Origin of the sequence: Roseixanthobacter pseudopolyaromaticivorans, from assembly GCF_043195145.2 — a bacterium.
In the GTDB taxonomy this organism is placed as follows: domain Bacteria; phylum Pseudomonadota; class Alphaproteobacteria; order Rhizobiales; family Xanthobacteraceae; genus NCEH01.
In genome coordinates this window covers 4,176,506-4,197,342 of sequence record NZ_CM195539.1, presented here as the reverse complement: position 1 = coordinate 4,197,342, position 20,837 = coordinate 4,176,506, and the positions used below count along the sequence as shown (strand labels likewise).

23 protein-coding genes are annotated in these 20,837 nt (G+C 67.3%); 13 read left to right on the top strand and 10 right to left on the bottom strand.

Annotated elements, in window-relative coordinates; all coding sequences use genetic code 11:
* Window positions 1-57 precede the first annotated feature (57 nt).
* Complete coding sequence (locus V5F68_RS19690) at window positions 58-714, bottom strand: TetR/AcrR family transcriptional regulator (protein WP_394015870.1); 657 nt, start codon at window positions 712-714, stop codon at window positions 58-60.
* 172 nt (window positions 715-886) lie between these two features.
* Here V5F68_RS19690 and V5F68_RS19685 point away from each other — a divergent pair, with 172 nt between their 5' ends.
* Complete coding sequence (locus V5F68_RS19685) at window positions 887-1,870, top strand: aldo/keto reductase (RefSeq protein ID WP_394015871.1); 984 nt, start codon at window positions 887-889, stop codon at window positions 1,868-1,870.
* Window positions 1,871-1,945: 75 nt separating this feature from the next.
* On the opposite strand, the gene V5F68_RS19680 is transcribed toward V5F68_RS19685, so the two are convergent.
* From V5F68_RS19680 to V5F68_RS19650, 7 genes are all read right to left on the bottom strand, one after another.
* Complete coding sequence (locus V5F68_RS19680) at window positions 1,946-2,419, bottom strand: MaoC family dehydratase (protein ID WP_394015872.1); 474 nt, start codon at window positions 2,417-2,419, stop codon at window positions 1,946-1,948.
* Complete coding sequence (locus V5F68_RS19675) at window positions 2,416-2,880, bottom strand: MaoC family dehydratase (RefSeq protein WP_348843797.1); 465 nt, start codon at window positions 2,878-2,880, stop codon at window positions 2,416-2,418. The genes V5F68_RS19680 and V5F68_RS19675 overlap by 4 nt, the downstream gene beginning before the upstream one ends.
* Window positions 2,881-2,966: 86 nt before the next feature.
* Entirely contained in the window at window positions 2,967-4,067 is a 1,101-nt protein-coding gene (gene ychF, locus V5F68_RS19670) for a redox-regulated ATPase YchF (protein WP_394015873.1), read from the bottom strand.
* A gap of 3 nt (window positions 4,068-4,070) precedes the next feature.
* Window positions 4,071-4,496 carry a PIN domain-containing protein gene (locus V5F68_RS19665; RefSeq protein WP_394015874.1) on the bottom strand — a complete coding sequence of 142 codons (426 nt, stop codon included), beginning with the start codon at window positions 4,494-4,496 and terminating at the stop codon, window positions 4,071-4,073.
* Window positions 4,438-4,740 carry a hypothetical protein gene (locus tag V5F68_RS19660; RefSeq protein WP_394015875.1) on the bottom strand — a complete coding sequence of 101 codons (303 nt, stop codon included), beginning with the start codon at window positions 4,738-4,740 and terminating at the stop codon, window positions 4,438-4,440. The genes V5F68_RS19665 and V5F68_RS19660 overlap by 59 nt, the downstream gene beginning before the upstream one ends.
* Window positions 4,741-4,786: 46 nt before the next feature.
* Complete coding sequence (pth, locus tag V5F68_RS19655) at window positions 4,787-5,398, bottom strand: aminoacyl-tRNA hydrolase (protein ID WP_394015876.1); 612 nt, start codon at window positions 5,396-5,398, stop codon at window positions 4,787-4,789.
* A gap of 26 nt (window positions 5,399-5,424) precedes the next feature.
* Window positions 5,425-6,060, bottom strand: coding sequence for a 50S ribosomal protein L25/general stress protein Ctc (locus tag V5F68_RS19650; protein ID WP_394015877.1), 636 nt, complete (start codon window positions 6,058-6,060; stop codon window positions 5,425-5,427).
* A 166-nt stretch (window positions 6,061-6,226) separates the two neighbouring features.
* Here V5F68_RS19650 and V5F68_RS19645 point away from each other — a divergent pair, with 166 nt between their 5' ends.
* Window positions 6,227-7,249, top strand: coding sequence for a c-type cytochrome (locus V5F68_RS19645; protein ID WP_394015878.1), 1,023 nt, complete (start codon window positions 6,227-6,229; stop codon window positions 7,247-7,249).
* A 1-nt stretch (window position 7,250) separates the two neighbouring features.
* Here V5F68_RS19645 and V5F68_RS19640 read toward each other — a convergent pair whose 3' ends face one another.
* Together V5F68_RS19640 and V5F68_RS19635 are read right to left on the bottom strand one after the other, a co-directional pair.
* Complete coding sequence (locus V5F68_RS19640; RefSeq protein WP_348843804.1) at window positions 7,251-7,379, bottom strand: hypothetical protein; 129 nt, start codon at window positions 7,377-7,379, stop codon at window positions 7,251-7,253.
* A 90-nt stretch (window positions 7,380-7,469) separates the two neighbouring features.
* Complete coding sequence (locus tag V5F68_RS19635; RefSeq protein ID WP_394015879.1) at window positions 7,470-9,644, bottom strand: primosomal protein N'; 2,175 nt, start codon at window positions 9,642-9,644, stop codon at window positions 7,470-7,472.
* A 161-nt stretch (window positions 9,645-9,805) separates the two neighbouring features.
* Between V5F68_RS19635 and obgE the strand changes: the two genes are divergently transcribed.
* From obgE to atpA, 11 genes are all read left to right on the top strand, one after another.
* Window positions 9,806-10,840, top strand: a complete 1,035-nt coding sequence (gene obgE / locus V5F68_RS19630; protein WP_394015880.1) for a GTPase ObgE — start codon at window positions 9,806-9,808, stop codon at window positions 10,838-10,840.
* A gap of 40 nt (window positions 10,841-10,880) precedes the next feature.
* On the top strand, window positions 10,881-11,066 hold the full coding sequence (locus tag V5F68_RS19625; RefSeq protein WP_394015881.1) for a hypothetical protein: 186 nt from the start codon (window positions 10,881-10,883) through the stop codon (window positions 11,064-11,066).
* A 160-nt stretch (window positions 11,067-11,226) separates the two neighbouring features.
* The gene (proB, locus tag V5F68_RS19620) at window positions 11,227-12,357 is read left to right on the top strand and encodes a glutamate 5-kinase (protein WP_394015882.1); all 1,131 of its coding nucleotides are present in this window, start codon (window positions 11,227-11,229) and stop codon (window positions 12,355-12,357) included.
* 183 nt (window positions 12,358-12,540) lie between these two features.
* Entirely contained in the window at window positions 12,541-13,839 is a 1,299-nt protein-coding gene (locus tag V5F68_RS19615; RefSeq protein WP_394015895.1) for a glutamate-5-semialdehyde dehydrogenase, read from the top strand.
* Between the two features lie 5 nt (window positions 13,840-13,844).
* On the top strand, window positions 13,845-14,537 hold the full coding sequence (locus V5F68_RS19610) for a nicotinate-nucleotide adenylyltransferase (protein ID WP_394015883.1): 693 nt from the start codon (window positions 13,845-13,847) through the stop codon (window positions 14,535-14,537).
* 115 nt (window positions 14,538-14,652) lie between these two features.
* Entirely contained in the window at window positions 14,653-15,030 is a 378-nt protein-coding gene (rsfS, locus tag V5F68_RS19605) for a ribosome silencing factor (protein ID WP_348843809.1), read from the top strand.
* A 36-nt stretch (window positions 15,031-15,066) separates the two neighbouring features.
* Window positions 15,067-15,549: a 23S rRNA (pseudouridine(1915)-N(3))-methyltransferase RlmH gene (gene rlmH, locus V5F68_RS19600; RefSeq protein WP_394015884.1), complete on the top strand. Its 483-nt coding sequence runs from the start codon at window positions 15,067-15,069 to the stop codon at window positions 15,547-15,549.
* Between the two features lie 93 nt (window positions 15,550-15,642).
* Window positions 15,643-16,989, top strand: coding sequence for a murein hydrolase activator EnvC family protein (locus tag V5F68_RS19595; protein WP_394015885.1), 1,347 nt, complete (start codon window positions 15,643-15,645; stop codon window positions 16,987-16,989).
* Window positions 16,986-18,335 (top strand): S41 family peptidase, encoded by a 1,350-nt coding sequence (locus V5F68_RS19590; protein WP_394015886.1) that lies wholly within the window; start codon window positions 16,986-16,988, stop codon window positions 18,333-18,335. The genes V5F68_RS19595 and V5F68_RS19590 overlap by 4 nt, the downstream gene beginning before the upstream one ends.
* Window positions 18,336-18,773: 438 nt before the next feature.
* A complete protein-coding gene (locus V5F68_RS19585; protein WP_348844555.1) occupies window positions 18,774-19,304 on the top strand; it encodes a F0F1 ATP synthase subunit delta in 531 nt (176 codons plus the stop codon).
* On the top strand, window positions 19,304-20,833 hold the full coding sequence (atpA, locus tag V5F68_RS19580; RefSeq protein ID WP_348843814.1) for a F0F1 ATP synthase subunit alpha: 1,530 nt from the start codon (window positions 19,304-19,306) through the stop codon (window positions 20,831-20,833). The genes V5F68_RS19585 and atpA overlap by 1 nt, the downstream gene beginning before the upstream one ends.
* Window positions 20,834-20,837 lie beyond the last annotated feature (4 nt).

Here is a 20,837-nt window from a genome sequence, read left to right as displayed (position 1 = left end):
ACGTCATTTCTCGCGAATGTGTAGTGACCTAGCGGAGTCGTCTCGCCGCATTCCGCATCAGTGGCGCAGGATATCCGCGATGGCGCGGTCCGTGACCGCATCGATGGAAAACCTGATCGGATTTCCAAGCACGCGCGGCCAGAACAGAGGTTCCTTGATGGCGCCGAGGAATTGCGCGGCGGCAAGGCTGGGATCGAGCCCGGCCGGCAGCTTTCCGGCGGAGCGCAGCATCTCCAGATAGGCGGTGAGATTGCGCAACGTCGGCTCCTTGCCGGTGCGCGAGAAAGCCTCAGAGAGTTCGGGAAAGCGCGGCGCTTCCGCGATGATCAGCCGGAGGATGGGGATGACGTCCGGCTGGTCCCAATGGACGCACATGCGCGCGACGAACTCGCGCAGCACCACGCGCGGGTCGTCCTCCGCCGTATCCGGCAGCACCGGGCCGCCGATGAAATGCGCCCAAACCTCGGCGATGATCGCGCCGAAGAGCTCCGCCTTGCTGGGATAATGCTGATACAGCGTGCGCTTGGATACGGGCGCGGCGGCGGCGATGGCGTCCATGCTGGTGTTGCCGTAGCCGCGCTCGAGAAACAGCCGCCGCGCGGCCGCGCGGATGCGTCGGCCGGTGCCGCGTGGATCGCGTGCCGCCAGCTTGGCGTCGGGCGCCGGACTTGCGGTCGTGCCCTGGTGGGCGGGGGGCGGTTTGGCAGAGTTCATGATTGACAATGTAAACTATACGGTGTAGTTTACATATGGTGATTGAGAGCGCGCCCCGCCAGACCGGTGTCTGCGGCCCGCCTCCGACCGCCCCGGCGCTCCGCCGTGTCCCGGCCCGTAAGCGCCGCCTTCCTTTTGTCCATCGACCAGTCTCTCTTCCGCGAGGTCTTTCATGAACCGCCGCTTCCTAGGCCGTTCCGGCCTGTCCGTGTCCGCCATCGGCCTCGGCTGCATGGGCATGTCCGAATTCTACGGCACCAGCAACGATGTTCAATCGCTGGAAACCCTCGACGCCGCATTCGAGCTCGGCGTGACGTTTTTCGATACCGCCGACATGTACGGCGCCGGCCACAATGAACGCCTTGTGGGTCAATTCCTGAAAGGGAAACGCGAAAAGGTGGTGCTGGCCACGAAATTCGGCGTCATGCGCGGCCCGAACGGCGAGCGCCTGGGCATCAGCGGCAAGCCGGATTATGTCCGCACCGCCTGCGATGCCAGCCTCGCCCGCCTCGGCACCGATGTGATCGACCTCTATTATCTCCACCGGGTCGACCCCGCGACCCCCATCGAGGATACGGTCGGCGCCATGAAGGGGCTGGTGGAGGCGGGCAAGGTGCGCTTCATCGGCCTTTCCGAATGTTCGGTGGCCACGCTGAAGCGGGCGAGCGCGGTGCATCCCATCACCGCCGTGCAGAGCGAATATTCCCTGTGGAGCCGGGAGCCAGAGGGTGGAATGCTCGAGGCGTGCCGCGACCTCGGCATCGCCTTCGTGGCCTACAGCCCTCTCGGCCGCGCCTTCCTGACCGGTACCGTCGGAGCCGGCACGCTGGAGGCGAGCGATTTCCGCACCCACAATCCCCGCTTCCAGGGCGAGGCTGCGGCGCAGAACGGCCGTCTGGTCGCGGCGCTGGCGCAGATCGCGGCCGGGCTCGGCATCACCTCCGCCCAGCTGGCGCTGGCCTGGATCCTCAACAAGCAGGACAATGTGGTGCCGATCCCGGGCACCCGCCGCATCAAGTATCTCAAGGAGAATATCGCCGCGACCGAGGTCAAGCTCACGCCGGCGCAGATCGCCGAGCTGGACGCCCTGTTCGCGCCCGATGCGGTCGCCGGCACGCGCTATCCGGAAGCGGCGATGGCCAGCCTCAATCTGTGATCGGCGCCTGCGGGCTGCGGCCCGCCCCGAGCTCAAGCCCTCTCCCGCATGCGGGGGAGGGCGTTCGCCTTGCGCTCACGGGTGGCGCTGCACGAACACCCGGCTCTCGAAATCGAACACCAGCACCCCGTCCTGATTGGTGCCGGTGTTGTAGGCGATCAGCATGCCCCAGTCCGGCCGGCTCTTGGGCAGGAGCTTATCGCGGGCTTCGGTGGCATAAGTAATGACGTCGCCGGCATAGACCGGCTTCAGCCAACGCAGGTTCTTGAAGCCGGGCGAAGGCCCCGTCACCGGTACCGCGACGCCCTTGGCCACCCGTTCGGCGGCAGTGCGCTGCTGGTAGGCGACGAAATATTTCATCCAGGTGGCCGCGGTGTGCCAGCCGGAGGCGCACAGGGCGCCGAAAATGCTGCGCCGGGCCGCCTCTTCGTCCACATGGAAGGGCTGCGGATCATATTTGCGGGCGAACGCCACGATCTCGTCGCGGGTGAAGGTGTGGGTGCCCAGAATCTCGCGGTCGCCCACCTGGATCTCGTCGAAGAAGTTCATGCGAGGCGCGCTCCCGGATTGCGGCGGTTGAACAGCACCACGCATTCCTGTTCCAGCGCCACGCTGCCCGCCGGCTTCAGCAGCTCCAGCTTCAAGGTCACCAGCCCGAGGTCGGGACGCGACTTGGAACTGCGGCTCTGCAGCACCGTGCGACGCAAGGTGACGACGTCGCCGGGGAAGATGGGCTCGCGCCATTTGGTTTCGGTCACGCCCGGCGAGCCCTGGCCGGCGGCGCGCAGCAGGAAGCCGTCGCACATCAGCCGCATCATGATGGCGCAGGTATGCCAGCCCGAGGCGGCGAGCCCCCCGAGCATGGAGGCCTTGCCCGCCGCCGCATCGAGATGCATCGGCTGGGCGTCGAACTCGCTGGCGAAGGCGATGATTTCTTCTTCGGTGACTTCGTAGGAGCCGAAGGTCTTCACCTCCCCCTCGACGAAGTCCTCCCAAAAGATATCGGGCATCCCACCTCCTCCTGCTGGTTCCAGATGAGAGGGGAGGCGCGGGGCGCGGTCAAGCCGTGCGCGCCATCCTCGTCATGTGCCGCGCGCTAATTGGCGAAGCGGAAGTGCAGCACGTCGCCGTCCTGCACCACATATTCCTTGCCTTCCAGCCGCAGGCGCCCGGCATCGCGCGCGCCGGATTCGCCCTTGTATTGGACATAGTCCGCATAGGCGATGGTTTCCGAGCGGATGAAGCCCTTCTCGAAATCGGAATGGATCACGCCCGCCGCCGCAGGCGCCTTGGTGCCCTTGGTGATGGTCCAGGCGCGCGCCTCCTTGGGGCCCACGGTGAAATAGGTCACGAGGTGCAGCAGATCGTAGCCGGCGCGGATCACCCGGTTGAGGCCTGGCTCGTCGAGGCCGATGGCGTCGAGATAGTCCTTCTGGTCCTCCGCCGGCAGCACGGCGATCTCGCTCTCGATCTTGGCCGAGACCACCACCGCCTTGGCGCCTTCCTCGGCCGCGCGCTTGAACACTTGCGCGGACAGCGCATTGCCCTCCAGCGCCGAGGCTTCCTCCACGTTGCAGACGTAGAGGACGGGCTTTGCGGTCATCAGGCCGAGCATGGAGAAGGTCTGCTCTTCCTCGGGCTTGCGTTCCACGAGGCGCGCCGGCTTGCCCTCGCGCAGCAGCACCAGGGCGCGGTTCATCAGGTCCAGGGTTTCCTTGGCTTCCTTGTCGGCGCCGTTCTTGGTCTTCTTCTCCAGCGCCGTGGCGCGCTTTTCCAGGCTTTCGAGATCGGCCAGCATCAGCTCGGTCTCGATGGTCTCGATGTCATCCACGGGGGCGATCTTGCCTTCCACATGGGTCACGTCGCCATCCTCGAAGCAGCGCACCACATGGGCGATGGCGTCGCATTCGCGGATGTTGGCCAGGAACTGGTTGCCGAGCCCCTCGCCCTTGGAGGCGCCGCGCACCAGGCCCGCGATGTCCACGAAGGTGAGGCGGGTGGGGATGATCTGGCCCGAGCCGGCGATGGACGCCAGCGTGTCGAGGCGCGGGTCGGGCACGGCCACTTCGCCCACGTTGGGCTCGATGGTGCAGAAAGGATAATTGGCCGCCTGCGCCGCGGCGGTCTGGGTGAGCGCGTTGAAGAGGGTCGACTTGCCCACGTTCGGCAGGCCGACGATGCCGCATTTGAAGCCCATAGCTCAGCGATCTTTCAGCGAAGAGAAGACGGTCTCGATGTCCGTCGTGAAGGGATTGATCACGGTGGTGCGCTCGATGGCGAGGCCGTCTTGAAGATCCTCGCTCACCAGCAGCCGGCAATCCGCAAGGAGCGCGGATGCAATCATCAGGCAGTCCCACCATTCGAACTTGAAGCGATCCTCGATGTGGAAGGCCCGCCCCATCAGCTCGCTGGGCGAGGCGGAGTGGCAGGCCGGCATCAGATCGCCGAGGAAGTCCCGTATGGCATGGCGCGGCACGAAGGGAAACCGGTCGATGGCGAGCGCATAGAACTCGTTCGCCACCTGCGGGGTGATCACCAGCTCGGCGTGGCGGCGGATCGAGCGCAGGCTATGCCTCGTCAGCGCCCGCTTGCGGGCCGCGCTGCGGTCCTGGAGGTAGATCAGCATCCGCGCGTCCACCAAGCATCGCAGGCTCATGGCTGTCCTCACGCATCGGGGGTGGGGGTCCCTCCGGGTCCCAGCCCGGGCCGGAGAGCCAGCGGTCGAACGGGGCGAGCGGATCGGAATGGCCGCCCAGGGCGCGGCTGAGGCGGTCGGCGATGAATTTGGAAAGGCTCTTGCCTTCCCGTGCGGCGGCGAGGCGCACCTGGACGGTAAGTTCGTCGGACAGGGTGATGGTGATATTCTTCATGGGCGGCCCCCGCATGCGCCGGCCAGGATGCCCGTCCACAGTGGCGTCAGGCGCGCGGATCGCCAACGGTTTTCTTGTCGCTGAAGCCCTGCGCATCCAGGAACAGATGCGCGCGGTTCTGGAATTCCTCGGGCTTTCCGGCCACCAGCTGCTCGGCGAAGTCCGCGCATGCCTCGCACACCCCCTCGACCCAGGGCTTCTCGCTCTTGGCGAAATCGCCCAGGACGTAAGGGTGCACCAGCGTCTTGTCGCCCGGATGACCGATGCCGAGCCGCACCCGCCAATAGTCGTTGCCGCAGTGTGCGGTGATTGAGCGCAGGCCGTTGTGGCCGGCATTTCCGCCGCCCTTTTTGGTGCGGATCTTGGACGGGGGCAGGTCCAGCTCGTCGTGAAACACGAACACCCGCTCCAGCGGGATCTTGTAGAAGCGCATGGCTTCCGCGACCGCGCGGCCGCTTTCGTTCATGAAGGTCTCGGGCAGCAAAGCGAGCACCTTCTCGCCCGCGATCTCGCCCTCCGCGACGGCGCCCTGGAAGCGGCGGCGCCAGGGGGAAAGGCGATGGCGGCGGGCCAGGGCCTCCACCGCCATGAAGCCGATATTATGCCGGTTGCCGACATATTTCGGGCCGGGATTGCCGAGGCCTGCGAACAGGATCACGGTTCAACTCCGGCCCGAGAGGTCGATCAGGACTTGGTGGAGGTCGCGGCGGCGGAGGCGGCGGCGGCAGCCGCATCGTCCGCTTCAGCGTCCTTCAGGCCCGACGGCGCCACGACGGTGGCCAGGGTGTCGTCGCCATGCAGCGCCGAGACCACGCCTTCCGGCAGGCTGACCGACGACAGATGCAGCGACGCGCCGAGCTGAACGCCCGTCAGGTCCACGGCGATGTGGTCGGGAATGGATTCGGCCGGGCAATCCAGCTCCACCGCATGGTGGACGATGTTCAGCGTGCCGCCCGCCTTCAGGCCGGGAGAGGCTTCCTGCTTCACAAAGTGCACCGGCACTTCCACCGTCACGCGCGCACCGGCGGACACCCGCAGGAAGTCCACGTGCAGCGGCTGATCCTTGACGGGATCGAGCTGGTAGTCGCGGGGGATGACGCGGTGCTTCTTGCCGTTCACTTCGATGAGGAAGAGCGTGGTCAGGAAGTGGCCGGCGTAGATGGTCCGGGTGATCTCCTTGTGTTCCAGGGAGATGGTGATCGGATCCTGCTTCTCGCCGTAGATCACGGCGGGCACGCGTCCGGCGCGGCGCTCTTCACGGGCGGCCCCCTTGCCGGCCCGTTCGCGCGCCACAGCCTTCAATTCTTTGATGGCGGTCATGGCACTTAATCCTAATGTAAAAGGGTTCTCAAAGGCCAACGGCCGCTCGCGCGGCCGTCCGGCTTTCGCATTCGGCACGCCTCCAGGGGGGCGCATGCCAAAACGAAGGCGGGCTTATAGCCGCGTTGGCCCGCAAACGCAACAAAGGCGGGCAGGGGAGGGGGTTATGAGGGGAGGCGGTTTGGCACGGGCGGCATTGGTCGCGGCCGGCATCCTGATCGGAATGGGACCGGCCTGGACGCAGGGCGCGGCACCCCCGGCGGGTGGGGCGCGGATCATCGAATGGGATATTCCGCAGATCAGCACCTTGCCCGACGACGAATTCGGCCGCCTCGTGCGGTTCGGCCGCTCGGTGCTGGAGGCGACCTATGCCCATGTGGGGCCCGCTGTCGCCGATCCCGCCCTGCGCTTCGCCGGCAACAATCTGGCTTGCGCCGATTGCCATCTCAATGACGGGCGCAAGAAGTTCGGCCTGCCCCTGGTCGCCGCCTCCGCTGATTATCCCGCCTATTCGGCCCGCACCGCCCGCGATCTGACCCTCGCCGACCGGGTGAACCAATGCATGATCCGCTCCATGAACGGGCGCCCCATGCCGGCCGACGCGCGGCCCATGCAGGCCTTGCTCGCTTATCTCACGGTGCTGTCCACCAACATTCCCGCGGATGCCAAGATCTCCGGGAGCGGGGCGGGCTCCATGCCGGAGCTGGATCGCGCCGCCGATCCGGTCCGCGGCGCCGGCATTTTCCGCACCCAATGCGCCGATTGCCACGGAGCTTCCGGGCAGGGCGTGCGGCGCAATGTGGCCGATGCCGCGCTCGGCTATGGCGTGCCGCCGCTGTGGGGGCCGGACAGCTTCAATGACGGGGCGGGCATGAGCCGGCTCATCACCTTGGCCAATTTCGCCCACAACAACATGCCCAACGGCACCGACTGGCTGATGCCGCAATTGAAGGTGGAAGACGCCTGGGACGTGGCGGCGTTCGTGGATTCCCAATCCCGACCCGCCTTGGCGGGGCTGGAGCGCGACTTTCCGGACCTGCTGTTGAAACCGATCGACGCGCCCTATGGGCCTTATGCGGACGGCTTCTCCGCCGAACAGCACAAATACGGTCCCTATTGGCCGATCCGGGCGGAGATCGCGCGACTGAAGGCGGAGAAGGGCAGCGTGCCCAATCCCAACCTGAAATAGGCTATTTCGGCAGCGGCTCGGCGGAGCAGGTCTTCGCCGGGGTCACTTTGAACCAGTCGCCGCACTTGTCGCAGCCGGCGAGGCCGAGGCCGAAGCCCACCACGAGGGCGATCTGAAGAATACGGCGCATGTCGCGCTCCCTAATCCTGCGTCGCGGCGCACCATAAAGCAGGGCGCGCCGCTTTCAACCGGCGCGTTGGGGAAGCGCCCCGGCGCGGGGTCACAGAAAGCTCAACGGGTCCACGTCGATGGCCACCCGCACATTGCCCGTGGGCTTTGGCGCGCTTTCGCGCCAGCGCCGCAGATAGGCGGACAGATCGAAGGCGCGAGGCGAGCGCACCAGCAGCCGCCAGCGATGGCGTCCGCGCAGCAGAGCGAGCGGCGCCTCGGCGGGGCCGAGCACGCGCACGTCGGCATGCAAGGGCGCGCTCGCGGCCAGCCGGCGCGCATGGCCTTCGGCGGCATGGGCCTCGCTCGCCGAAACGATCAGGCTGGCCATGCGGCCGAACGGCGGCAGCTGGGCCTCCGCGCGGGAGGCGATCTCGCTTTCGTAGAAGGCCGCGCGGTCCCCCAGCATCAGCGCCTTCATCACCGGATGTTCGGGCATGTGGGTCTGGATGAAGCCGCGCCCCTCGGTGGAACCGCGCCCGGCGCGCCCGGCCACCTGATGCACCAGCTGGAAGGTGCGCTCCGCCGCGCGCGGATCGCCATGGCCGAGGCCGACGTCCGCATCCACCACCCCCACCAAGGCGAGGCCGGGAAAATTGTGCCCTTTCGCCACCAATTGGGTGCCGACGATGATGTCCACCTCGCCCTTGGCCACGGCGTCCAGTTCTGCCCGCATCCGCTCGACGCCGCCGGAAAGATCGCTGGAGAGCACGAGGCTGCGGGCGGCGGGAAACAGGGTCTGCACCTCTTCCTGGAGGCGCTCGACGCCGGGGCCGCAGGGAATGAGGCTGTCCTTGGCGCCGCAGGCGGGGCAGGTGTCGGGGATCGGCGCCTGATAGCCGCAATGATGGCAGGCAAGGCGGCGGCGGAAGCGATGTTCCACCAGCCAGGCCGAGCAGGAGGGGCACCGCATGCGGTGGCCGCACGCGCGGCACATGGTGAGCGGGGCATAGCCGCGCCGGTTGAGGAACAACAGCGCCTGGCCGCCTGCCGCCATCGTATCGGTGATCTCCGCCTCCAGGCGCGGGGCGATCCAGCGCCCGCGCGGCGGGCCTTCCTTGCGCAAATCGATGGGCGAGAGCCCCGGCACCTTGGCGCCGCCGAACCGCTCCGGCAAGGCGAGGCGCTTGTAGCGGCCGCGCCGCGCGTTCACTTCGGTCTCGATGGAGGGCGTGGCAGAGGCGAGCACGATGGGCGCTTTCGCGAGCCGCGCGCGCACCACCGCCATGTCGCGGGCGTGATAGGCGACGCCGTCATCCTGCTTGTAGGCGGGGTCGTGTTCCTCATCGACGATGGTGAGGCCGAGATCGCGGAACGGCAGGAACAGGGCCGAACGCGCGCCCGCGACCACGCTCACCTCCCCGTTGGCCACGCCCCGCAGCACCCGCGCCCGGCGTTTTGTGGAAACACCGGAATGCCATTCCGCCGGCTTCACGCCGAACCGGCGCGTGAACCGGTCCATGAAGGCCTGGGTCAGCGCGATTTCGGGCAGCAGGATGAGCGATTGCCGCCCTTCCATGATGGCCTGGGCCACCGCCTCGAAATAGACTTCGGTCTTGCCCGAGCCGGTGACGCCATCCAGCAGATGGACACTGAAGTCGCGCGCCTCCACCGCTGCGCGCAGCGCCTGCGCCGCACCAGCCTGCTCCGGCGAAAGCTCGGGCACGGCATGGGCGGCGTCCGGCGGATAGGCGGCGGGCTCTGGGGGGAGGACGAGGGTTTCCAACGCCCCGTCGTCCACCAGCCCGTCCACCACGGATGGGGAGACGCCCGCCTCGCGCGCCGCCTCGCCCTTGCCGCGTACGAATCCATCGGCAAGGAAGGCCAGCAACCGCGCGCGAGCGGCGGTCATCCGCTCCGGCGTGCGGCCGGTGGCGCGCACGCCCACCCGCTCGCGGCCGGGCCCTGGGCTTTCATCATGACGCAGCGCCATGCGCAGCACCATGCCGCGTGGCGCCAGAGTATAGTCGGCTATCCAATCCACGAGCCGGCGCAATTCCTCCGGCAGAGGGGTGTGATCGAGCTTGGCCTTGACGCTCTTGAGCTTGGCCGTGTTCACCCCGGCGGCATTGCCACGCAGCGCCCACACACACCCGACCATGCCGCGCGAGCCGAGCGGCACATGCACGAGATCGCCCGGGGCGAGCACGAGCCCGTCCGGCACGGCATAGGAATAGGGGGCGTCGAGGCCGAGGGGGAGCAGGACATCGACGAGGCGTTCGGTCATGTTCGCTTTTTGGTCCGAGCGGGCGGAAAGGTCAAAGGGGAGGGGGTGAACGCCCGCTTGGTACCCGCCCACCCGCACGGCGGCTCAGCGAAACCACGAAAACATAGCATTCACGCCGCGCCGGCCTTGCCTTCGCCATCACGCGCCGTTACCTGCAAGCCATGAAATTCCTCGATCAAGCCAAGATATATGTGCGCTCCGGTGATGGCGGGGCGGGGTGCGTCTCGTTTCGGCGCGAGAAGTTCATCGAATTCGGCGGTCCCAACGGCGGCGACGGCGGGCGCGGCGGCGACGTGTGGGTGGAGTGCGTCGATGGCCTCAACACCTTGATCGACTACCGCTACCAGCAGCACTTCAAGGCCAAGAAGGGCGAGCACGGCATGGGCGCCAACCGCACCGGCGCCAAGGGCGCCGACGTGGTGCTCAAGGTGCCGGCTGGAACCGAGATCCTGGACGTGGACGAGGAGACCGTGCTTGCCGACCTCACCCAGGTGGGCCAGCGCATCCGCCTGCTCGCCGGCGGCAATGGCGGGTTCGGCAATGCCCAGTTCAAGACCTCCACCAACCAGGCGCCGCGTCGGGCCAATCCGGGCCTGGAGGGCGAGGAGAAGTGGATCTGGCTGCGCCTGAAGCTGATTGCCGACGCCGGCCTCATCGGCCTGCCAAACGCCGGCAAGTCCACGTTTTTGGCGGCAACCACCGCCGCCAAGCCGAAGATCGCGGATTATCCCTTCACGACGCTGCATCCCGGCCTCGGCGTGGTGCGGGTGGACGACCACGAATTCGTCCTGGCGGATATTCCGGGCCTGATCGAGGGTGCCCACGAGGGGCATGGCATCGGCGACCGGTTCCTCGCCCATATCGAGCGCTGCCGCGCCCTGCTGCATCTGGTGGACGGCACCTGCGAGCACGCCGGCAAGGCCTATAAGACCGTGCGCGCGGAGCTTGCCGCCTATGGCGCCGGGCTCGACGAGAAGCCGGAGATCGTCGCGCTCTCCAAGATCGACGCGCTCTCTCCCGAACTGCTGAAGCAGCAGAAGGAGCGGCTGCAGCGCGCGGCGAAGAAGAAGCCGCTGCTGCTCTCGGCCCAGTCCGGCCAGGGCATGCAGGATGCCTTGCGCATGCTGTTCAAGGTGGTCACCGACGGCCGCGTGGAAGAAGCGGAAGCCGCGCCCAAGGCCGAGTGGCGGCCATGAGCGGCGGCGGGCAGCCCGGATTTTCAGTACAGGCGGGCCGATGATGGCGGGAGAACGCTTCGAACGCCATCGCCAGCCCTGGACCTCCGAGGAGATCCAGAAGCTGCACGCCTGCGCCAAGAAGGGCATGTCGCTGAAGGGGATCGCCCAGGCGCTGACCCGCAGCGAGGAATCCGTGAAGATCCGCGCCAAGGCCGACGGTCTCACCATCGCCAAGCTGCGCTGAACGCTCGGGGCGTTTGGCGCGGGGGCTTTGGCCTGGAGCGCGCGGCAGCCTCGCCTTCGCGCCTCTGGTCCCAAGAGCCGGCTTGGGATATCTGAGGCGGCTCCCGCCCTGCGCCGCCGACGGGCACCCCCGGACGCCGGCTGAAGTGAAGACCCGATCCGTGACCTCTGCCGTTCCCTCCCTCGCCGATTTCCGCCGCATCGTCATCAAGGTGGGCTCGGCCCTGCTGGTGGATTCCGCGCGCGGAAAAGTCCGCCTGCCGTGGCTGACCTCGCTGGCCGAGGACATCGGCGCGCTGCATGCCGAGGGCAAGGATGTGCTGGTGGTCTCCTCCGGCGCCATCGCCCTCGGGCGTACGGTGCTCGGCCTGCCGCGCGGCGCCCTGAAGCTGGAGGACAGCCAGGCGGCCGCCGCCGTGGGACAGATCGCGCTCGCGCGCACTTGGTCGGAAATCCTCGCCCATGAGAACGTCACCGCAGGACAGATCCTGCTGACCCTCAGGGACACCGAGGAGCGTCGACGGTACTTGAATGCCCGCTCCACCCTGGCGCGGCTTTTGGAATATCGCGCGGTTCCCGTCATCAACGAGAACGACACCGTGGCCACCAGCGAAATCCGCTATGGCGACAACGATCGCCTCGCCGCCCGCGTCGCCACCATGGCGAGCGCGGATCTTCTGATCCTGCTCTCCGACATCGATGGGCTCTATACCGCCCCGCCCGCCACCCATCCCGACGCGCGCCATCTGCCGGTGGTGCCGCGCATCACCGCCGAGATCGAGGGCATGGCGGGTGCCGCCGGCTCGGAGCTCTCGCGCGGCGGCATGCGCACGAAGATCGAGGCGGGCAAGATCGCCACCTCGGCCGGCACGCACATGGTGATTGCATCCGGCCATGTGAAAAATCCGCTGCGGGCGATCCTCGAAGGTGGGCGCTGCACCTGGTTCCTCAGCGGGGCCACCCCGGCGCGCGCCCGCAAGGCCTGGATCGGCGGCACGCTGGAGCCGCGCGGCATTCTCCATCTGGACGAAGGCGCGGTCGCGGCCCTGCGGCGCGGCGCTAGCCTGCTGCCGGCGGGCGTCACCCGCGTGGAAGGCCTGTTCGAGCGTGGCGACGCGGTGCTGCTGCGCGGGCCGGACGGCGGCGAGATCGGCCGCGGGTTGGTCGCCTATGACAGCGACCATGCCGAGCGCATCATCGGCCGCGCCAGCGCCGAGATCGAGGCCATTCTCGGCTTCCAGGGCCGGCTCGAACTGATCCATCGCGACGACATGGCCGTGGGCGCGGAATAGGCCTAACGCAAACGGGCTACCCTTGGGGACGCGCCTGCGTTATGCGTGGAGCCGGTGTGCGAGGCCTGCGGTTGCGCAACTTCCGTCTCCACGCCACCTGATGGTAAGGCTTGCGGCCGCTTCGCTTTTCCGGGCGACGGCCCGATCAGAGAGTTCGCCATGTCCATGTCCAGCGCCGCCCGAGTGAACGCCCCCGCGATCGCCGATCGCGCGGTGCCGCCGTCGGACATGGCCGGCGCCATGCTGGATATGGGCAAGCGCGCCCGCGCCGCCGCGCGTATTCTCGCCGTCGCGGATGCGGAGACGAAATCACGGGCGCTTCTGGCCTCTGCGCGCGCCATCCGCGCCGCCACGCCCGAGATCCTCGCCGCCAATGCTGACGACCTGGTGCGCGCGCGCGCCGACGGCATGTCCGCCGCATTCCAGGACCGGCTCGCCCTTACCGAGGCGCGGGTCGAGGCGATCGCCGCCGGCATCGAGGCGGTGGCCGCTTTGCCGGACCCCGTCGGCAAGGTGACGGAACGCTGGACCCGCCCGAACGGCCTCGTCATCGAGCGCGTGCGCACGCCGCTCGGGGTCATTGGCGTGATCTATGAGAGCCGGCCCAATGTGACGGCGGACGCGGCGGCGCTGTGCGTGCGCGCCGGCAATGCCGTGGTGCTGCGCGGCGGCTCCGACAGCCTGGGGTCGAGCGGCGCCATTCACAAAGCGTTTGTCGCCGGCCTCGCGGAAGCCGGCCTGCCGGCGGATGCCGTGCAGTTCGTGCCGTTCGCCGACCGGAGCGCGGTGGGCGAGATGCTCAAGGGGCTCGGCGGAAACCTGGATGTGATCGTGCCGCGCGGCGGCAAGGGCCTGGTGGCGCGGGTGCAGAGCGAGGCGCGCGTCCCCGTGTTCGCCCATCTCGACGGCATCGTCCATGTCTATGTCCACGCGCCCGCCGATCTCGACATGGCGAAAACCGTGCTGCTGAACGCCAAGATGCGCCGCACCGGCATCTGCGGCGCCGCCGAGACGCTGCTGGTGGACGAAGCGAGCGCGCCGACCCATCTCACGCCGCTGATCCAGATGCTGCTCGACGCCGGCTGCGAAGTGCGCGGCGATGCGGCGGCGCAGGCGGCCGATCCGCGCGTGTTGCCCGCAGACGATGCTGACTGGGACACGGAATATGAGGACGCGATCATCTCCGTGAAGGTGGTGGCGGATCTCGATGCCGCCATCGCCCATATCGAGGGCCATGGATCCCATCACACCGATTCCATCATCACGCAGGACGAGGCGGCCGCCCGCCGCTTCCTCTCCGAGGTGGATTCGGCGATCGTCATGCACAATGCCTCCACCCAGTTCGCGGATGGCGGCGAGTTCGGCTTTGGCGCCGAGATCGGCATCGCCACGGGCCGCATGCACGCGCGCGGTCCGGTGGGCGCGGAGCAACTCACCTCGTTCAAATACCGTGTGCACGGGGCCGGACAGACCCGTCCGTGACCTGCATGAAAAGCGCGCGCGCCCCGGAGGGACCGCCGGCAGCGTCGCTCAGCGAGAGCGCCGCCACGCGCCTGCCGCTGACCACGGCGGGCATGCGCATCGGCCTGTTCGGCGGCAGCTTCAATCCCGCGCACGGCGCCCATCGCGCGGCTAGCCTGCTGGCGCTGCGGCGTCTCGGCCTCGACCGGGTGTGGTGGCTGGTCACTCCCGGCAATCCCCTCAAGGATAACCGTAATCTGCCCTCCCTCGCGGCGCGGGTGGCCTATGCCCGCACGGTGGCGCACCATCCGCTGATCGATGTCACAGGCATTGAGGCGCGGCTCGGCACGCGCTACAGCTACGAGACCGTGGCGGCCCTGCGGGCGCGCTTGCCGCAGGTGCGCTTCGTGTGGCTGATGGGGGCGGACAATCTCGCTCATTTCAGCCGCTGGCAGCGCTGGCGGGATCTGGCGAACCTTCTGCCCATCGCCGTGGTGGATCGCATGGGCGACAGCCTCGCCGCCACCGCCTCCCTTGGCGCGCAGGCGCTGGGGCGGTTTCGAATCGACGAGAGCGACGCGGCCATCCTGCCCACTCTCGATCCGCCCGCGTGGGTCTTTCTCCACGGAATGAAATCCCCAGTTTCCTCAACGGGAATTCGCGCTGCACAACAGGCCGCCGGCTGGCCGGCGCGCGGGGCACTCGGCCACAAGTCTTGATTTTTCGTTGATTTGAGCGCATTTTACCTGCGTGGCCTCAGGGTTCGGCATCGCCTGCCCCAGGAGTCCGCATTAATTTTCGAGAGGATTTGGACCACTGTCCACGACGGCTCTCATGGCGGCCGCCCCCAACCCGGCGCCCGCATCGATTTCCGAAGCGCCCGACGCTGAGGAAGTCCTCGCCCTCGTTACCGCCCAGCTGGACGACGACAAGTCGGAAGACATCGTCTCCATTGACCTGCGGGGCAAAACATCGATCGCCGATTATATGGTGGTGGCGTCCGGCCGCTCGCAGCGGCATGTCGGCGGCATCGCCGAGCACCTCATCGAGGCGCTCAAGGCGGCCGGTGTGCGCGACGTGCGGGTCGAAGGCCAGCCGGCCTGCGATTGGGTGCTCATCGACGCCGGGGATGTGATCATTCACATCTTCCAGCCCGAGGTTCGCAGCTTCTATTCCATCGAGAAGATGTGGTCCGGGACCGCGCGCGCCTGATGGCGCGCGGCGTTTCCCGTTCGGGCTGAGCACGCGGTGCGCATTCTGCTGGTGTGCATCGGCCGGCTGAAAGCTGGGGCCGAGCGGGATCTTGTGACACGCTATGTCGAGCGGGCGCGGGCTTCGGGCCGCGCGCTCGGGCTGACCGGCTTCGAAACCCTGGAATTTCCAGAATCCGCCGCGCGCCGCGCGGAAGACCGCATGAGCGAGGAAGGTGCCACCTTGCTCGCCGCGATTCCCCCCGGCGCGGTGGTGGTGGCGCTCGATCCGCGCGGCCGCGCACTCTCCAGCGAGGATTTTTCCGCCCGCATCCAGGCCGAGCGCGATACCGGCGCCTCCGTCTTTTGTCTCGTCATAGGCGGTGCGGACGGGCTTGCCGATCCGGTGCGAGACCGCGCGAAGTTGATGCTGGCCTTCGGCGCCGCCACCTTCCCCCACCAATTGGTGCGGGTCATGCTGGCCGAGCAGCTCTATCGGGCCACCACCATTCTCTCCGGGCATCCCTATCACCGCGCTTGAAGCCCTCGCCCGCCTCAGCGTTCGGGCTGTGTCGCGGGCAAAGCTGTTTGATGGTTTACACATCCTCAACTTCGCACGCTTAAGTCTGCGTTCATGATGTTTCGCCCCGGGCCCTTCCTCTGCGTGGTGGCGGTCGGCCTCGCTCTCGCGCAGGCCGGGCCGGCGCGCGGCCAAGCGGCCGCGCCGGGAGCGGGCGCACCGGTGCCGGTGCCGCGCGCAGCAAAGCCCGCGCCGCGTCCGGCCGGCACCCCCGCTGTCGATACCGAAGCGTTGCAGAATGACGTGCGCCGCAATGCGGCTTTTCAGGCTCAGCTCCAAGCGGATCTGGCCAGCGCCACCGGCGATCGGGGCAAGCTGTCCCAGATGCTGGTGGACACCACGACGCATATCCGCGAGGTCGAGCAGAAGCTGACCGACGTGGAAAGCCGCATGGCGGAGCTGGACCGCAGCCGTTCCGCGCTGGCCGCCTCGCTGATGAGCCGGCGTGAGGTTCTCGCCGACGTGCTGTCCGCGCTGGTCCGCATGGGCCGCAATCCCCCGCCGGCCTTGCTGATGCGGCCCGACGATGCGCTCGATGCCGTGCGCTCCGCCATCCTTCTCGGGGCGTTGCTGCCGGAAATGCGGGTCGAGGCGGAGACGCTCGCGACCGACCTTGCCGAATTGAACCGGGTGCGCACCGAGTTGACCAGCGCGCGCGACACCCTCGCCACCCTGCGGTCATCTCTGGGCGAGGATCGCGCGCGCATCGCCGCGCTCGTCACGGAGCGCCAGCGGCGCCAGGCGGAGAGCGGGACCACCCTGCCGGCGGACAAGGCCCAGGCCGATTCCCTCGCCAAGGCCAGCGGCGACGTGCACGATCTCGTGACCCGGTTGGAAACGGAAGTGGCGCCCGCCGCGCGTGCCGCCGATGCCGCCCGCACCGCGCCTCAGGATGCCCCAGCGGCAGGAGGGGGCGGAAAAGCCCAGGTCGCGGCCTTGACCAACCCGGCGCGGCTTGCGCCCGCAATCGCCTTCACAGAGGCCAAAGGCTTGCTGCCATTACCGGTTGCCGGGGTGCGGCTGCGGGAATTCGGCGCGCCCGACGGGCTCGGCAGCACGGAAAAGGGCCTAACCATCGGCACTCGGGCGGGCGCGCAAGTCGCAGCCCCGAGCGACGGCTGGGTGGTATATGCTGGTCCATTCCGCTCCTATGGCCAACTCTTGATCATAAATGCGGGCGGGGGCTACCATATTCTTATGGCGGGAATGGAACGCATCACCGTGGACCTCGGGCAGTTCGTATTGACCGGGGAGCCCGTGGCGGTGATGGGAAGCGGTCCCCGGGCGGCAAATTCGGCCTCGGGACAGCCCCATTTGTATGTCGAGTTCCGCAAGGACGGAATTTCAATCGATCCCGCCCCATGGTGGGCGGCAACGGACAGTCAGAAGGTGCGCGGATGATGCGTCGTACGTCTCTATTTCTCTTTGGCGTTGCGGCCGGCGCCCTGGTGGCCGTCGCGGCGACCCAGCCTGGCATGCTTTCGAGCATGACCGCCCAGGCCGCGGCTTCTGATACCTACCGTCAGCTCAACCTGTTCGGTGACGTGTTCGAGCGGGTGCGTTCCGATTATGTCGAGAAGCCCGATGACAGCAAGCTCGTGGAAAGCGCCATCAACGGCATGCTCCAGGGCCTCGATCCGCACTCCTCCTACATGGACGCGAAGAGCTTCCGCGACATGCAGGTGCAGACTCGCGGCGAGTTCGGCGGCCTCGGCATCGAGGTCACCATGGACGACGGCCTCGTGAAGGTCATCGCGCCCATCGACGATACGCCGGCGGCCAAGGCGGGCGTTCAGGCGGGCGACATCATTACCAAGCTCGACGACGACCAGGTGCAGGGCCTGACCCTGAACCAGGCGGTGGAGAAGATGCGCGGCGCGGTCAACACGCCGATTCGCCTCACCATCGTGCGCAAGGGCCAGGACAAGCCGATCGAGATCAAGGTGGTGCGCGACACCATCAAGATCCGTGCAGTGCGTTCGCGAATCGAGAATGGCGACATCGCCTATCTGCGCGTCACCTCGTTCAACGAGCAGACCTTCGACAATCTGAAGAAGGCCATCGAGGACACCACCGCCCAGATCGGCCCGGATAAGATCAAGGGCTATATCGTCGATCTGCGCAACAATCCCGGCGGCCTGCTGGACCAGGCGATCGCGGTCTCGGACGCGTTCCTGGAGAAGGGCGAAATCGTCTCCACCCGCGGCCGCAATGCCGACGAGACCCAGCGCTTCAACGCGCGCGGCGGCGATCTGACCAAGGGCAAGCCGGTGATCGTGCTGACAAACGGCGGCTCCGCCTCGGCCTCGGAAATCGTCGCCGGCGCCCTTCAGGATCACAAGCGCGCCACCATCCTCGGCTCGCGGACGTTCGGCAAGGGCTCGGTGCAGACCATCATCCCGCTCGGCGGCAACGGTGCGCTGCGGCTCACCACGGCCCGGTATTACACGCCGTCGGGCCGCTCGATCCAGGCCAAGGGCATCGAGCCCGATATCGTCCTGATCCAGGATCTGCCGGAAGACCAGAAGGCCAAGATCGGTGCCGCCGGAGGCGATACCACGCGCGGCGAAGCCTCGCTGAAGGGCCATCTGAAGAACGGCGACGACGAGCAGACCGGCTCGCCGTCCTACGTGCCGGCCGATCCGAAGGACGACACGCAGCTGAAGATGGCTGTGGATCTGCTGGAAGGCACCATCAAGAACGCCGCCTTCCCGCCGAATCCGAACAAGACCACCTCCGCCAACTGAGGCGAATCCGGGCGGCTGCCGCGCAGGCGCCGCCCCTGCGTAAACGACCCGCCGGTTCTGCCGGCGGGTCTTTTTTTGCCGGAAAAAGAGTGTTTCCCTTTTGCGCTGCACCCACGGCGCGATGGCTTGCCGGCAGCGCGTTTTGCGGGCAAAGCTGCAGTACAAAAGGAAAATTTCTGCCCTAAGGGCAGGGAATTGCCGGTTTCGCGAGGCTGCGGTGCGTCAATGCGGCACTGTGCCCTTCACTCGGTCGTGTTGCCGCTTCGCAAAGCCTGTGTTAGGCAACCCCGACTTCCGGAGACCGGCCCTGCCGGCCTTTCGGGGGACAACATCGATATTCCCAACAGATCAAGGGTTTGGGTCTCCAATCGCGCGGATCGCGCGGCGGAGGTTGCGGACCCGAGAGAGGCGCGGGTGGCGGAGACGATCGTGTCAGGCATGGCGGGGCGCTATGCGACCGCACTGTTCGAATTGGCGAACGAGGCGGGAACCCTCGACGCCGTGCAGGCAGACCTCGGCACGTTGTCGGGCCTGATCGCGGAGAATGCCGACCTCGGCCGTCTCGTGCGCAGCCCGGTCTTCGGCGCGGAGGAGCAGTCCCGCGCCATCGCCGCTGTGATGGCGAGCATCGGCATCACCGGCATCACCGCGAATTTCGTGAAGCTGGTTGCGAGCAATCGCCGCCTGTTCGCGCTGCCGACCATGATTTCCGCTTTCAACGCTCTGGTCGCCGCCCATCGCGGCGAGGTGACGGCGCAGGTGACTGCCGCCGAGCCGCTGAGCGACACCCACATCGCCGCGCTCAAGGAAGCGCTGGCTCAAAAGACCGGCAAGGACGTGAGCCTCGACGTAACCGTCGATCCGTCCATCATCGGTGGTCTGATCGTGAAGCTCGGCTCGCGCATGGTCGATGCTTCTTTGAAGACCAAACTCAATTCTATCCGGCATGCGATGAAAGAGGTCCGCTGATGGACATTCGAGCCGCTGAAATCTCTGCCATCCTGAAAGAGCAGATCCAGAATTTCGGCCAGGAGGCGGAAGTCTCGGAGGTCGGTCAGGTTCTCTCCGTAGGCGACGGCATTGCGCGCGCTTATGGTCTCGACAACGTCCAGGCGGGCGAGATGGTCGAGTTCGAGAACGGCACCCGCGGCATGGCGCTGAACCTCGAAATCGACAATGTCGGTATCGTGATCTTCGGCTCCGATCGTGAGATCAAGGAAGGCCAGACCGTCAAGCGCACCGGCGCCATCGTGGACGTGCCGGTCGGCAAGGGTCTGCTGGGCCGCGTCGTGGACGCGCTGGGCAATCCGATCGACGGCAAGGGCCCGATCGAATACACAGAGCGCCGCCGCGTGGACGTGAAGGCGCCGGGCATTATCCCCCGCAAGTCCGTGCATGAGCCCATGCAGACCGGCCTGAAGGCCATCGACGCGCTCATCCCCGTCGGCCGCGGCCAGCGCGAGCTCATCATCGGCGACCGCCAGACCGGCAAGACCGCCGTCGCGCTCGACACCATTCTCAACCAGAAGCCCATCAACCAGGGCACGGACGAGAAGGCCAAGCTCTATTGCGTCTATGTGGCGGTGGGCCAGAAGCGCTCCACGGTCGCGCAGTTCGTGAAGGTGCTGGAAGAGCAGGGCGCGCTGGAATATTCCATCATCGTCGCCGCCACCGCTTCCGACCCGGCCCCCATGCAGTTCCTGGCGCCGTTCTCCGGCACCGCCATGGGCGAATTCTTCCGCGACAACGGCATGCACGCTTTGATCGTCCATGACGATCTGTCCAAGCAGGCGGTCGCCTATCGCCAGATGTCGCTGCTGCTGCGTCGCCCGCCGGGCCGCGAAGCCTATCCCGGCGACGTGTTCTATCTCCACTCGCGCCTGCTGGAGCGCGCGGCCAAGCTGAACGACGCCAACGGCGCCGGCTCGCTGACCGCCCTCCCGGTGATCGAGACCCAGGCCAACGACGTGTCGGCCTATATCCCGACCAACGTGATCTCCATCACGGACGGCCAGATCTTCTTGGAATCCGACCTGTTCTACCAGGGCATCCGCCCGGCGGTGAACGTCGGCCTCTCAGTGTCGCGCGTCGGCTCCTCCGCCCAGATCAAGGCGATGAAGCAGGTGGCGGGCAAGATCAAGGGCGAGCTCGCCCAGTATCGCGAGCTGGCGGCCTTCGCCCAGTTCGGCTCCGACCTCGACGCCTCCACCCAGAAGCTGCTGAACCGCGGCGCGCGCCTGACGGAACTGCTGAAGCAGGGCCAGTTCTCGCCGCTGAAGGTTGAGGAGCAGGTGGTCGTGATCTTCGCCGGCACCAACGGCTATCTCGACCCGCTGCCTGTGTCCAAGGTGCGCGAGTTCGAGGCCGGCCTGCTGCTGGCGCTGCGCTCGCAACACCAGGACATTCTCGACACCATTCGCACCTCCAAGGAAATGTCCAAGGAGACCCAGGAGAAGCTCACGAAGGCCATCGAGGCCTTTTCCAAGAGCTTTTCCTGAGCCT